Here is a 12,700-nt window from a genome sequence, read left to right as displayed (position 1 = left end):
GGATGAGGGGTGCTCCAGCTAGGCGCAGCCGTTGATCACGCCTTGCCCGGCACAGTCCTGATCACCGTGCCCCAGGGATCTTCGCGCGCAGCCTCGGCCGTCACATTGTCCGAGCGCATCTCGACCCAGGCGAGCCCGGAGCGGCCCGGATCGCGGCGGCCGGCGCCGGCGCTGCGCCAGGCGTTGGCGCCGATATGGTGATGGTAGTGGCCTGACGACAGGAACACCGCCTGGCTGCCATACTTGGCCACGGTGTCGAAACCGAACTCGTCACGCCACCAGGCCTCGGCGTCTTCCGGGCGGCCGACGCGCAGATGCACGTGGCCGACGATGGTGTTTTCCGGCGCGCCCTGCCAGCCGGCATCACCCGCCGGCACGCTAGCGACGACCGCGGGCAGGTTCAGCCGCTCGGTCGCCATGGCTATTGTGTCGCCATTCCATTTCCAATCCTGCGGACGGCGGTCGGAATAGATCTCGATGCCGTTGCCCTCGGGGTCGGTGAGGTAGAGCGCCTCGCTGACCAAGTGGTCCGACGCGCCCTCGATGGCGATCCTGCTGGCCGCGGCATGGTTGATCCAGCGGCCGAGATCGGCGCGCGACGGCAGCAGGAACGCCGTGTGGAAAAGGCCGGCGCTGCGCGGATCGTCGGGCTTGGCCGACGCATCCGGCTCCAGCACCAGCAGCGGACGGCCGGCGGCGCCAAGCGTGATCGCGCCATCGGCGCGGCTCAACTCCTGCAGGCCGACGACGGCGCGGTAATAGGCAGCAAGGTTTTCCGCATCGCGCGCCTTCAACCCGACGCGTGAGACGCTGACCGGGGTGGTCGCGGCAAAGGGCAGTTCACTCATCAAACTCTCCGTTCGGGCGGCATCTGACGGGCTCCGATTGGAGGAGCCCCGTGCCACGATCATCTGTTCTTGTCTCCTGCATGAGATCGTCGATTGAGATCGTTCACACAAGATGGAAAGAATCGAACAGGTTGTTCACACTTGTGATCTACCGCGCCCCACAGGCATGGTTGCATGAGGCAAGGCCGCTCGCTACATCCGCGCCATGAAAGTCAGAGACGCAGATATTCTCATCGTGCCGGGCTACACCAATTCCGGCCCCGAGCACTGGCAGACCCGCTGGCAGTCGAAACTGTCGACGGCGCGCCGGGTCGAACAGGCCGAATGGTCGAAGCCGGTGCGCGAGGACTGGACGGCAAGCGTGGCCAGAGCTGTCAACGAGGCCGATCGGCCGGTGGTGATCGTCGCCCACTCGCTGGGCGTCGCGGCGGCGGTGCAGGCTATCCCGCAATTCCAGAAACCGGTCGCCGGCGCCTTCTTTGTGGCGCCGCCCGATGTCGCAAATCCTGAGATAAGGCCAAGGCACCTGATGACCTTCGGGCCCTATTCGCGCGAGGCGCTGCCCTTCCCGTCGATCGTAATCGCCAGCCGTAACGATCCGTTCTGCGCCTTCGACGTCGCCGAGGATATCGCCGCCGCCTGGGGGTCGCTGTTCATCGACGCCGGCGAGGCCGGCCATCTCAACGCGGACTCAGGCTTCGGGCCATGGCCCGAAGGCTCGATGACCTTTGCCAAGTTCCTGACCGAACTGAAGGAACCTTGAGTTTCTTTTGTTCGGCGGTTCAGGAGCCGATCGAATCCCGCATGCTCTTCAACAGAGTCTTCGCGCCCAGCGAAATCAGCGTGTGGTCCGAACCCATGGCGAGCAGCCGGTAGCCCATCGACACGACGCGGCCGGCAATGGCCGGCTCGATGACGTAGATCGCGGCATGCTTGCCGGCCTTGCGCGTCCGTTCGGCGATCGAGGCGACCGTCTCCATCATGCTTTCCAGCGTCGAATTGACAGTGGTGCCGTTCGACCAGGCGATCGAGAAATCCGACGGGCCGACAAAGATGCCGTCGATGCCGGGCGTGTCGAGGATGCCGTCGAGCGCCTCGAACGCGGCCCGCGTCTCGACCATGGCGAAGGCCATGGTGCGCTGGTTCGAGTCGCGCAGCCATTCCGCATGATCGCCCTTGCCGTGGCGCGGAAAGGCATAGGTCGGGCCCCAGGAGCGCTCGCCCATCGGCGGATATTTCATGGCGGCGGCGAACAGCCTGGCATCGGCCACCGAATTCACCATCGGTGCGATCACCGCCTCGGCGCCGAAATCGAGCGCGCGGCTGGCCATGTCGAAACGGCCGACCGGAATGCGCACCAGCGCCGGCTTGTTGGCGGCAAGCACCGGCACGAGGCCGCGCAGCACGCTGTCCTCGTGATGGCCGCCATGCTGCATGTCGAGCGTGACGGCATCAAAACCCTGCTTGGCGATGATTTCGACCGTCAGCGCGTCCGGTACTCCGGACCAGGCGGTGAACAGCGTTTCGTTGGCGGCCAGGCGGGATTTGAGCGACATCGGAACTTTCCTTGTTAACAATCCGCAGTTTTCAGCCGGAAACGGCGGCAAGGCAAAGAAAAACCGCCTGGCTGAGCCGGGCGGTCGATTGGTCCAGCTAGAGCATGATGCCGAAAAGTGTGAAGCAGTTTTCGGACGATACCATGCTCATGAAGGTTCAGGCGTTCTTGATCTGCTCGATCGCCTGCGCCATCAGCTCATCCATGGTGCGGCGGATCTGATGGTCCGACTGGTTGACGCCGGCCGCGTCGAAATCCTTGCGGATCTTGCGGAAGACGTCGTGGTCGCCGGCTTCCTCGATATCGGAGACGACCACCTCCTTGGCATAGGTTTCGGCATCGGCGCCGGTTTTGCCGAGCTTTTCGGCGGCCCACAGGCCGAGCGCCCTGTTGCGGCGCGCGGCGGCCTTGAAGCGGAGCTCCTCGTCGAAGACGAATTTGCGCTCGAAGCCCTCTTCGCGGTCTTTCATGCTGCTCATGACGTCCCTCCGGTCAAATCGATTCGCTTGGCGATGAATATGTGTGCTTACCCAGCACAAACCAAAAGGCTGCCGGCCGGTCAATACGCTACATCGCATGCTGCGCTGCGGCATTTCAGTCCTGAAACCGGTTGATCGGCTGGATTTGCCGATTGAGCAAACATTACGATTGCTATAGACACCGGCATTGAACGCCACCGTCGCCGCAACTAATTTAGGCAGACGGACAGGAACCGGTCGCTTGCCGCCTGCCCGCCAATCCAGAGAAAAAAATCAGATGAAAAATCGCCGCCGCATTTACGAAGGCAAGGCCAAGATCCTCTATGAGGGACCTGAGCCCGGGACGCTGATCCAGTTCTTCAAGGACGACGCCACCGCCTTCAACAAGAAGAAGCACGAAGTGGTCGATGGCAAGGGCGTGCTCAACAACCGCATTTCCGAGCACATTTTCAACCATCTGAATCGCATGGGCATCCCGACCCACTTCATCCGCCGGCTCAACATGCGCGAGCAATTGATCAAGGAAGTCGAGATCATCCCGCTCGAAGTGGTCGTGCGCAACGTCGCCGCCGGTTCGCTGGCAAAGCGCCTGGGTATCGAGGAAGGCACGGTGCTGCCGCGCTCGATCATCGAGTTCTACTACAAGGCCGATGCGCTCGACGATCCGATGGTGTCGGAAGAGCACATCACCGCCTTCGGCTGGGCAAGCCCGCAGGAGATCGACGACATCATGGCTTTAGCCATCCGCGTCAACGACTTCCTGTCCGGCCTGTTCCTGGGCGTCGGCATCCAGCTCGTCGACTTCAAGATCGAATGCGGCCGGCTGTTCGAGGGCGATATGATGCGCATCGTCGTCGCCGACGAGATCTCGCCCGATTCCTGCCGGCTGTGGGACGTCGCGACCCAGGACAAGCTCGACAAGGACCGCTTCCGCCGCGATATGGGCGGGTTGGTCGAGGCGTACCAGGAAGTCGCCCGCCGTCTCGGCATCATGAACGAGAACGAGCCGCCGCGCCCCACGGGGCCCGTGCTTGTCGCCTCTTCCGAGTCGCCGAAAGGCCTGAAGCACTGATTAAGCGGCCTGCCGGCAACGGCAGGTCCGCCGCCCCGCACCAGGATCATCCAGGAGTATTGATGAAAGCCCGCATTACCGTGACCCTCAAGAACGGCGTCCTCGACCCGCAGGGCAAGGCGATCGAGCACGCGCTGTCAGGTCTGGGCTTCGACGGTGTCGGGCAGGTGCGGCAGGGCAAGGTGTTCGACATCGAGCTCACCGGCACCGACAAGGCCAAGGCCGAAGCCGATCTCAAGGCCATGTGCGACAAGCTTCTGGCGAACACGGTGATTGAGAACTATAGTGTGGCCATAACCTGAGGTTGTGCTAGAGAGGCCGATGGCGGAAGTCACAAACGAGTTGATTTACGCGCTTTTGAAGCGTGTGGATCAGCAACGCGGTGAGCTTTCCCAGGACTTCTCGGAGGTCAAATCTGAGCTTGGGTTCTATCCACGGGCACATCATTGCCACTGCGGGTGATGTGAAGAATATCCATGGCATGCTCGCCCGTTGCGACGATCGGCTCGACCGTATCGAACATTTCCTAGATGGCGCTTAAGACAACCGCCACATTGTAGAGCCCATGAACTACGAAGGTAAGCAGAAGGCCTACGAACACCAGCATCGAGAATGTCCATGGCGGCTTCTTCAGCCTCTGATTCACTGCGCCGTACTTTGAGCGAATTGCTAGTATTTCAGCGCGAAGCTGTGGATTTTCTGGCAACTCATCGTAATTTCGACGGAATAGTATCGCCCGAAAATATAGAAGCTCCATAAGAATGAGCATCCAGGAGCCGAAAGCAAGCCAGACACTCATCACGTAGAGACGAATGAAATTGGTGTTGTGGCTTTGCACACAAGCATCGACAAAACTCAAACGTCGCCCGAAAGATCTGCGACTTGTGGAGCTAAGCCAAAATCCATCGTCATTCATCGCAAACGCGAGCAACAAGAGCAGGAACGCCAATGTTGCCAGGAGAAGCTTGAGGTACCTCGACCTGTTGGGGGTGTCGGTGATGGCGGCGACACCCATCGCAATCGCAAGCCCCGAAAGCACGAGACAGGTCGCCAGTGCATACACGATCTGTGCCATAATTAGATCTGCAAAGGACGAAGAGCATCGGCCGAGATCGGCTTTCAAAGAAAATGTCTTTGAGAATGCCGTCGCAAAAGTGGCGTCCGCCTGGGAGAAGAACGCATATACAAATGCGGAAATAAGCAGAACAATTGCCCCGGCGATCCCAGAGGCCCAGCGTCGATCGTCGAACTTCAGTTCCCAGCCGCTTTTCAAGTGCGTCGCCCAATTCAACGCGCCAAATAGCTTAAAAGCCTTAACCTTCGCTTGACCCGCAATTGCGCTGCCGGTACGCCAAAGTTGGATACGCCTCTTGAGTCAATTGGACATCCCATGAAATCAGCCGTCGTCCTCCTGCCTGGCCTCAACCGCGACCGCGACATGATCGCGGCGCTGACCAAGATTTCCGGGCAGGCGCCGGCGACCGTCTGGCAGACCGACACCGAAATCCCCGACGTCGACCTGATCGCCATCCCGGGCGGCTTCTCCTTCGGCGACTATCTGCGCTGCGGGGCGATCGCCGCGCGCATGCCGGTGATGCGGGCGGTGGCTGAGAAGGCCGCCAAGGGCGTCATGGTCATCGGCGTCTGCAACGGCTTCCAGATCCTGGTCGAGGCGGGGCTGCTGCCTGGCGCGCTGATGCGCAATTCCTCGCTGAAGTTCGTCTGCCGGCAGGTGAAGCTTCAGGTCGCCAACGCCAACACCATGTTCACCCGCCGCTATAAGCCGGGTGAGATCATCCGCTCGCCGGTGGCCCATCATGACGGCAACTACTTCGCCGATGCCGAGACGCTTGCGCGCCTCGAAGGCGAAGGCCAGGTGGTGTTCCGCTACGCCGAAGGCACCAACCCCAACGGCTCGATCAACGACATCGCCGGCATCGTCAACGACAAGGGCAATGTGCTCGGCCTGATGCCGCATCCGGAGAACCTGATCGAGGCGGCGCATGGCGGCAGCGACGGACGGGCGCTGTTCGAAGGCGCGCTCGGCATCGCCGCTTGATCCTTCCCAGACAATTCCTTCAAGAACGCGGGGGCGGACTGACCATGAGACTGACGATTGCTCGCCTTGCTCTCGTGGCCGCCGCCGGGATTGCGCTGACATCGTGCCAGTCCAGCTCGAAGTCCACGCCGGCGCCGTCAGGCAAGAGCGCCTCGCTCCTTGCAATGGAGCAGGTTGCGATCGCCGCCCATAAATGCTGGATCGCCAGCAAGGATCCAGCCTTCAAATCCTATCAGATGGCCAATGAGCTGAACTCCTACAGCGGCACGCCGCGTTTCCTGCTGGTGCCGGCCAAGCATTATGGCGGCAAGCCGCTGCTGGTCGTGCAGGCGCAGGGCAATTCCAGCAAGGTGGACGTGTTCGGGCCGCTGATGGCCGAACCGCTTGGCGCGCGCATCGGCGCCGACATCGCCCGCTGGCAGGCCGGCAATCCGTCCTGCGCCGCCGCCGCGTGAGCCTACCATGGGCCGGTTCCTGCAGACGGCGGGACTGGTCATCGGGCTGATAGGGCTTGTCCTGCAATTCGCCATCACCATCCCGGCGTCGATGGCGGCGGGCCGCAGCCTGTTTGGCTCCATCGTCTTCTATTTCAGCTTCTTCACCATCCTGACCAACATTGCGGTGGTGCTGGTGTATGCTTCGCTGCTGTCACCCGCCGGCTATGCCTGGTTCCCAGCGTTCGCCGGGCGGCGCATGCGGGCCGGCGTCGCGGTAGCCATCACCCTGGTCTTCATCGTCTATTCGACGGTACTGGCGCGCCTTTGGGCGCCGGAAGGCCTGTTCCTGCTGTGCGATATCCTGCTCCACTATGTGACGCCGCTCGTCTTCGTGCTGTGGTGGCTGATCGCGGGCGCGGACGGCAGCACGCGCTGGCGCGACATCTCCTGGTGGATGATCTATCCGCTGGCCTATCTCGCCTATGCGTTGATACGGGCCCCATTCGCCGGCGAGGTGCCCTACCCCTTCCTCGATGTGGCCAAGAACGGCGCGGCCAGCGTCGCCATATCGGCGCTGACCACGACAGCTTTGTTTCTCGTGCTGTGCGCGCTCGCCGTGCTTGTCGATCACGGCATCGCCCGGCTGCGGAAATGATCCGCAAGCCGGCGCGGTCACTCCCAGAACGGCCTGATGCCTTCGTGGTGAGCATCGCAGCGCGAGATGCCGATATCCTTGAGCTGCTCGTCGGTCATCTCCAGGAGTGCCAGGCGCCCGCGGCGGCGCTCCAGCATGCGGTCGATCTGCCTGGCGATGGAGCCGAGCACGAAGACGATACGGTCGATGAACCCGCGGCGGACCGACGGGCGATTGTGCAATTCGGCGCCGCCGTGGTGGAATGTATCAATTGTATTCATTTTCCGATCTGCCAGACTGATGAATTGTACCTTTTCTGCGCGCAATCTCATATCGATTGACTCATCATACGGTGCAATATAGAAAATTGTTACCATGACAAATTGGCTCCCCGATCTCTCCTCCGGCTCCGGTCCGCTGTATCAGCGTCTTGCTGACAGCATTGAGTCAGATATCGACAAGGGCGTCATCGATGCCGGTGCAAAACTGCCACCCCAGCGCGACCTCGCCTACGACATCGGCACGACGGTCGGCACGATCGGCAGAGCCTACCAGTTGCTGCGCGAACGCGGGCTGGTGAGCGGCGAAGTTGGGCGCGGTACCTACGTGCTCGCCCAACGCGCCGGAGATTCGAAGCCGGATCTGGAGCCTGCCGTCCTGGGCACACGCCCCATCGATGCGCCGACGGGCAAGCTGCGCTTCGACAGCACCGCCGCGCCCGATGTCGGCCAGGGCGCAGTCATCGCCGAAATCTTGGCGCGGACGGCGCAGGACCATCCCCACGACATTTCGAGCTACACCAGGGATTTTCCCGAACGCTGGTACGAGGCGGGCAGCCATTGGCTGGCGCGAAATTCCTTCCGCCCCTCGCCCGATTCAATCGTGCCGACGCTGGGCACCCACGCCGCCGTGATGGCGGCGATCGCCGCGCTCACCATGCCCGGCGACTATGTCGTCTTCGAGCATCTCACCTATTCGCAGATCTCGCGCAGCGCCGGACTGATCGGACGCCGCACCGCTTTGGTTGCAGCGGACGATGGAGGCATCGACCCCGACGATTTCGAGCGCGTCTGCGCGCAAAAACACCCCAAGATGATGTTCGTGATGCCGACGGCGAAGAACCCGACGCTGGTGACGCTTTCGGCGGAACGGCGCCAGGCGATCGCGCGCATCGCGCGCGCGTACAATGTCGTGCTGATCGAGGACGATCTCTATGGCGAGCTGACCGACGATCCGACGCCGCTGCTTGCCGAGTACGCGCCCGAGCGCACGATCGTCGCCGGCGGTCTGTCGAAGTCGGTCGCGGCCGGCGTGCGTGGCGGTTGGCTGTCCTGCCCGCCGGCCTACCGCCACCGCATCCGCGTCGCCCACAAGATGATGACCGGCGGCCTGCCTTTCCTGCTGGCGGAGGTGGGTACCAGGCTGGTGACATCCGGCCAGGCGGGCGAGATCCGCAAGCGCTGCATTGCCGAAATCCAGGCCCGTCTCCATATCGTGCGCGAGACGCTGGCTGGGTTCGATTTCAAGACAAGAGACAATGTGCCCTTCGTCTGGCTGACCTTGCCTGATCCCTGGCTCTCCGGCACCTTCAAGAATGCCAGCCTGGCGCAAGGCGTGCTCATCGACGACGAGGACGAGTTCAAGGCCGGTCGCTCCGAGCAGGTCTTCCACAGCGTCCGCTTCGGCGTGTCGCAACCCCGGCACAGCAAGGATGTCGCCGGCGGCGTCGCGGTCATCCGCCGCCTGCTCGACGAAGGCCGCGCCGGCTACGACAGTTTTTCCTGATCCGCCCGGCACTGTCCGTCGGGCAGTCGCCGACGCAGTGGTTTTCCGGCGTTTTTCGTCATCCGGTGGGGTGTATCGCGCGAAAGCTTGCGATAAGAGGAGACTCAGAAAATCCCCCTCCCACGGATACCAATCGCTGCTCATGACCATTTCCAATTCCGTGCCGATCACTCCCGAACTCGTCGCCGCGCACGGGCTGAAGCCCGATGAATATCAGCGCATCCTCGACCTGGTCGGCCGCGAGCCGAGCTTCACCGAGCTCGGCATCTTCTCGGCGATGTGGAACGAGCACTGCTCCTACAAGTCCTCCAAGAAATGGCTGCGCACGCTGCCCACCAGCGGCCCGCAGGTCATACAGGGACCGGGTGAGAATGCCGGTGTGGTCGACATCGGCGACGGCGACTGCGTCGTCTTCAAGATGGAGAGCCACAACCATCCGTCCTACATCGAGCCCTATCAGGGAGCGGCGACCGGCGTCGGCGGCATCCTGCGCGACGTCTTCACCATGGGCGCGCGGCCGATCGCGGCGATGAACGCGCTGCGCTTCGGCGCGCCGGACCATCCCAAGACCCGGCATCTGGTCGCCGGCGTGGTTTCGGGCGTCGGCGGCTACGGCAATTCCTTCGGCGTGCCGACGGTCGGCGGCGAGGTCAATTTCGATCCGCGCTACAACGGCAATATCCTGGTCAACGCCTTCGCGGCCGGTCTCGCCAAGACCAACGCCATCTTCCTGTCGCAGGCCAAGGGTGTCGGCCTGCCGGTCGTCTATCTCGGCGCCAAGACCGGGCGCGACGGCGTCGGCGGCGCCACCATGGCCTCGGCCGAATTCGACGACAAGATCGAGGAGAAGCGTCCGACCGTGCAGGTCGGCGACCCCTTCACCGAGAAATGCCTGTTGGAGGCCTGCCTCGAGCTGATGGCCTCGGGCGCGGTCATCGCCATCCAGGATATGGGTGCGGCCGGCCTCACCTGCTCGGCCGTGGAGATGGGCGCCAAGGGCGACCTCGGCATCGAGCTCGACCTCGACAAGGTGCCGGTGCGCGAGGAGCGCATGAGCGCCTACGAGATGATGCTGTCGGAAAGCCAGGAGCGCATGCTGATGGTGCTGCGCCCCGAAAAGGAGAGAGAAGCCGAGGCGATCTTCCACAAATGGGGCCTCGATTTCGCCATCGTCGGCAAGACGACCGACGACTTGCGGTTCCGCGTGTTGCATCAGGGCGACGAGGTCGCCAACCTGCCGATCAAGGAACTGGGAGACCAGGCGCCGGAATATGACCGCCCCTGGGTCGAGACGAGGAAGCCCGCGCTGCTCGCCGCCAATGACGCGCCCAAGGCCGATGTCGCCGATGCGCTGCTGAAATTGCTTGGCGGGCCGGATCTGTCCTCGCGCCGCTGGGTGTGGGAGCAGTACGACACGCTGATCCAGGGCAATTCGCTGCAGCTCCCCGGCGGCGACGCCGGCGTGGTGCGCGTCGAGAGCCATCCGACCAAGGCGCTCGCCTTCTCCTCCGACGTCACGCCACGCTATTGCGAGGCCGATCCCTATGAAGGCGGCAAGCAGGCCGTGGCCGAATGCTGGCGCAATCTCACCGCCACCGGCGCCTTGCCGCTTGCCGCCACCGACAATCTCAATTTCGGCAATCCGGAGCGCCCCGAAATCATGGGCCAGCTCGTCGGCGCGGTGAAGGGCATCGGCGATGCCTGCCGCGCGCTCGAATTCCCGATCGTCTCCGGCAATGTCTCGCTCTACAACGAAACTAACGGCCGCGGCATCCTGCCGACGCCGACCATCGGCGGCGTCGGGCTGATCGCCGACTGGTCGAAAATGGCCCGCATCGGATTTGCCGCCGAGGGCCAGATGATCGTGCTGGTCGGCGCGCCGCCGAGCTGGGGCAGCCATCTCGGCCAGTCCGTCTATATGCGCGACATCCATGGCCGCGCCGACGGCCCGCCGCCGCCGGTCGACCTCGTGCACGAAAAGCGCGTCGGCGATCATGTACGGGCGCTGATCGCCTCCGGCATCGTCACCGCCGCGCACGACCTCTCGGACGGCGGGCTTGCCGTGGCGCTGGCCGAAATGGCGATGGCTTCCGGCATCGGCGCCACCATACCGGGTCTTACCGGCACCGACCCGATCCCGGTCTGGTTCGGCGAGGACCAGGGCCGCTATCTGCTGACGCTGTCGATCGACCCGCAAAGCGGCGAATGGGACAGAATCCGCGAGGAGCAGGGCAAGCTCGGTATCTTCGCGCCGTGGATCGGCACGACCGGCGGTGACACGCTGAAACTCGGCGATGCCCGCGCGATCCCGGTCAACGAATTGACCGCCACCCATGAGGGCTGGTTCCCGCGCTTCATGGATCAGGCCATTTGACCAGGCTGGCGGCCCGGGCGCTGCTTGCAGTCGTCTTCTGGCCGTCGCTGTTCTTTTTCTGGTTTCTCGGCCCGTTCGTCTTTCTCCTGCTGTCGACGACCTCGAGCGAAGTTTGTCCGCGGCTGGAAACGCGATCGGAATTCGTTGCCGCGGCCAACGGCACCCTTCCAATGCTGGCCGTTCAGAGCCTCGTCTATGCGGTTCCGATAGTGTGCCTGGTCCTGTGGGGGCGGCTTTTGCCGGAGCTGGCTCGGGCAAGGCAGATCGTCACCTGCGCCAAGCTCTTTGCCGTTACGATCGTCATCGGAGTGCTTTGGGCGTATGGTTCCTCGCTTATGTGCGATGGCTACGGCCAGCCGTTTTTCTCCCCGGCCTGGCAATGGACGAGTTACTTGCCGGTAGTCGGTATCGCGATCAACGTCCCGCTCTATGTGCTGACCTTCAGCCTTGGCCGCGCCTTCTTGACGCGTGAGGACGCGCCCGCCGACGATGCGGCTCATCCGCACCAGGATGTCCCATGAGCCCTCGGTCATGGATGGAACGGCTTCAATCCGGACCGGAAAGGTTCTACGCTCAGTACCGACTCTCATCGCACGGGCTGCTGCACCGCTCCCCGGCGAGAAAACAGGATTTTTTCATGGCAATGGACGCGCACGACATCGAACGGCTGATCAAGCAGGGCATTCCGGACGCCAAGGTGACGATTCGCGATCTGGCCGGCGACGGCGACCACTACGCGGCTGAGGTGGTGGCCGAAAGCTTCCGCGGCAAAAGCCGGGTGCAGCAGCACCAGATGGTCTACGACGCGCTGAAGGGCAATATGGGCGGCGTGCTGCACGCGCTGGCCCTGCAGACCAGCGTTCCGGACTGAGACCTATCGCCACTCTGCCTTAGCCCAAAACCGCGTTATCCCTTGCGCCATCGCGGTAGCGTCACGGCTAACGTCTTGTTTCGGCCAACCTATGGGTTTATTTGATGGACATGTTTCGAGCCTGGCTCCCACAGGCGTGAAAGGATCGTCCATGACCGGCATCAACGACTACATCGACAACGAGGTGAAGAGCAACGACGTCGTGCTTTTCATGAAGGGCACGCCCGGCTTCCCGCAGTGCGGGTTTTCCGGCCAGGTGGTGCAGATCCTCGATTATATCGGGGCCGACTACAAAGGCGTGAACGTGCTCGACTCGGCGGAACTGCGCCAGGGCATCAAGGACTATTCCAACTGGCCGACCATTCCGCAGCTCTACGTCAAGGGCGAGTTCGTCGGTGGTTGCGACATCGTGCGCGAGATGTTCCAGGCCGGCGAGTTGCAGGACTTCCTGGTCGAAAAGGGCGTCAGCGTCAAAGGCGCCGCCTGAGTTGAGCCCGCGGCGGCCGGCAATTTAGCCGGCGGCCACGGGCGCCCGGGGCCGCCCCCACCTCGGCAATGCAGTTCCCGACTCCGGGAACGAAACGAA

At 63.0% G+C, this 12,700-nt stretch carries 16 protein-coding genes; 11 read left to right on the top strand and 5 right to left on the bottom strand.

Annotated elements, in window-relative coordinates; translation table 11 throughout:
* Positions 1-35 precede the first annotated feature (35 nt).
* A complete protein-coding gene (locus EJ070_RS24350) occupies positions 36-848 on the bottom strand; it encodes a VOC family protein (RefSeq protein ID WP_126093625.1) in 813 nt (270 codons plus the stop codon).
* A gap of 205 nt (positions 849-1,053) precedes the next feature.
* Between EJ070_RS24350 and EJ070_RS24345 the strand changes: the two genes are divergently transcribed.
* Entirely contained in the window at positions 1,054-1,611 is a 558-nt protein-coding gene (locus tag EJ070_RS24345; RefSeq protein ID WP_126093624.1) for an alpha/beta hydrolase, read from the top strand.
* A gap of 19 nt (positions 1,612-1,630) precedes the next feature.
* Here the strand turns inward: EJ070_RS24345 and EJ070_RS24340 are convergent, their stop codons facing one another.
* Both EJ070_RS24340 and EJ070_RS24335 read right to left on the bottom strand, forming a co-directional pair.
* Positions 1,631-2,404 carry an HpcH/HpaI aldolase/citrate lyase family protein gene (locus EJ070_RS24340; RefSeq protein ID WP_126093623.1) on the bottom strand — a complete coding sequence of 258 codons (774 nt, stop codon included), beginning with the start codon at positions 2,402-2,404 and terminating at the stop codon, positions 1,631-1,633.
* A 157-nt stretch (positions 2,405-2,561) separates the two neighbouring features.
* Positions 2,562-2,882 (bottom strand): DUF1476 domain-containing protein, encoded by a 321-nt coding sequence (locus tag EJ070_RS24335; RefSeq protein ID WP_126093622.1) that lies wholly within the window; start codon positions 2,880-2,882, stop codon positions 2,562-2,564.
* Positions 2,883-3,159: 277 nt separating this feature from the next.
* Between EJ070_RS24335 and purC the strand changes: the two genes are divergently transcribed.
* Together purC and purS are read left to right on the top strand one after the other, a co-directional pair.
* Positions 3,160-3,954: a phosphoribosylaminoimidazolesuccinocarboxamide synthase gene (purC, locus tag EJ070_RS24330; RefSeq protein WP_126093621.1), complete on the top strand. Its 795-nt coding sequence runs from the start codon at positions 3,160-3,162 to the stop codon at positions 3,952-3,954.
* Between the two features lie 59 nt (positions 3,955-4,013).
* Positions 4,014-4,256: a phosphoribosylformylglycinamidine synthase subunit PurS gene (purS, locus tag EJ070_RS24325; RefSeq protein WP_126093620.1), complete on the top strand. Its 243-nt coding sequence runs from the start codon at positions 4,014-4,016 to the stop codon at positions 4,254-4,256.
* Between the two features lie 224 nt (positions 4,257-4,480).
* Here purS and EJ070_RS24315 read toward each other — a convergent pair whose 3' ends face one another.
* Positions 4,481-5,227 (bottom strand): hypothetical protein, encoded by a 747-nt coding sequence (locus EJ070_RS24315; protein ID WP_126093619.1) that lies wholly within the window; start codon positions 5,225-5,227, stop codon positions 4,481-4,483.
* Between the two features lie 117 nt (positions 5,228-5,344).
* Here EJ070_RS24315 and purQ point away from each other — a divergent pair, with 117 nt between their 5' ends.
* Genes purQ through EJ070_RS24300 form a run of 3 tightly spaced genes read left to right on the top strand, consistent with a single transcriptional unit; the run spans position 5,345 to position 7,105 of the window.
* A complete protein-coding gene (purQ, locus tag EJ070_RS24310) occupies positions 5,345-6,013 on the top strand; it encodes a phosphoribosylformylglycinamidine synthase subunit PurQ (RefSeq protein WP_126093618.1) in 669 nt (222 codons plus the stop codon).
* 44 nt (positions 6,014-6,057) lie between these two features.
* Complete coding sequence (locus tag EJ070_RS24305; RefSeq protein ID WP_126093617.1) at positions 6,058-6,468, top strand: hypothetical protein; 411 nt, start codon at positions 6,058-6,060, stop codon at positions 6,466-6,468.
* 7 nt (positions 6,469-6,475) lie between these two features.
* Positions 6,476-7,105 carry a Pr6Pr family membrane protein gene (locus EJ070_RS24300; protein WP_126093616.1) on the top strand — a complete coding sequence of 210 codons (630 nt, stop codon included), beginning with the start codon at positions 6,476-6,478 and terminating at the stop codon, positions 7,103-7,105.
* Positions 7,106-7,122: 17 nt separating this feature from the next.
* Here the strand turns inward: EJ070_RS24300 and EJ070_RS24295 are convergent, their stop codons facing one another.
* Positions 7,123-7,365 carry a DUF1127 domain-containing protein gene (locus EJ070_RS24295; RefSeq protein WP_126093615.1) on the bottom strand — a complete coding sequence of 81 codons (243 nt, stop codon included), beginning with the start codon at positions 7,363-7,365 and terminating at the stop codon, positions 7,123-7,125.
* A gap of 94 nt (positions 7,366-7,459) precedes the next feature.
* On the opposite strand from EJ070_RS24295, the gene EJ070_RS24290 reads away from it, so the two are divergent.
* The 5 genes from EJ070_RS24290 to grxD all read left to right on the top strand — a co-directional run bounded on the left by EJ070_RS24290 (position 7,460) and on the right by grxD (position 12,601).
* Positions 7,460-8,869 (top strand): PLP-dependent aminotransferase family protein, encoded by a 1,410-nt coding sequence (locus EJ070_RS24290; protein WP_126093614.1) that lies wholly within the window; start codon positions 7,460-7,462, stop codon positions 8,867-8,869.
* Positions 8,870-9,011: 142 nt separating this feature from the next.
* Positions 9,012-11,243 carry a phosphoribosylformylglycinamidine synthase subunit PurL gene (gene purL / locus EJ070_RS24285; protein WP_126093613.1) on the top strand — a complete coding sequence of 744 codons (2,232 nt, stop codon included), beginning with the start codon at positions 9,012-9,014 and terminating at the stop codon, positions 11,241-11,243.
* On the top strand, positions 11,240-11,764 hold the full coding sequence (locus tag EJ070_RS24280; RefSeq protein ID WP_126093612.1) for a hypothetical protein: 525 nt from the start codon (positions 11,240-11,242) through the stop codon (positions 11,762-11,764). The genes purL and EJ070_RS24280 overlap by 4 nt, the downstream gene beginning before the upstream one ends.
* Before the next feature lie 116 nt (positions 11,765-11,880).
* Positions 11,881-12,114, top strand: coding sequence for a BolA family transcriptional regulator (locus EJ070_RS24275; protein WP_126093611.1), 234 nt, complete (start codon positions 11,881-11,883; stop codon positions 12,112-12,114).
* Between the two features lie 151 nt (positions 12,115-12,265).
* Positions 12,266-12,601, top strand: coding sequence for a Grx4 family monothiol glutaredoxin (gene grxD / locus EJ070_RS24270; RefSeq protein ID WP_059185116.1), 336 nt, complete (start codon positions 12,266-12,268; stop codon positions 12,599-12,601).
* Positions 12,602-12,700 lie beyond the last annotated feature (99 nt).

The organism is Mesorhizobium sp. M1E.F.Ca.ET.045.02.1.1 (genome assembly GCF_003952485.1).
GTDB lineage: Bacteria > Pseudomonadota > Alphaproteobacteria > Rhizobiales > Rhizobiaceae > Mesorhizobium.
The sequence above is the reverse complement of the archived record's forward strand: the minus strand, read 5'-3'. Positions and strand labels throughout refer to the sequence as shown.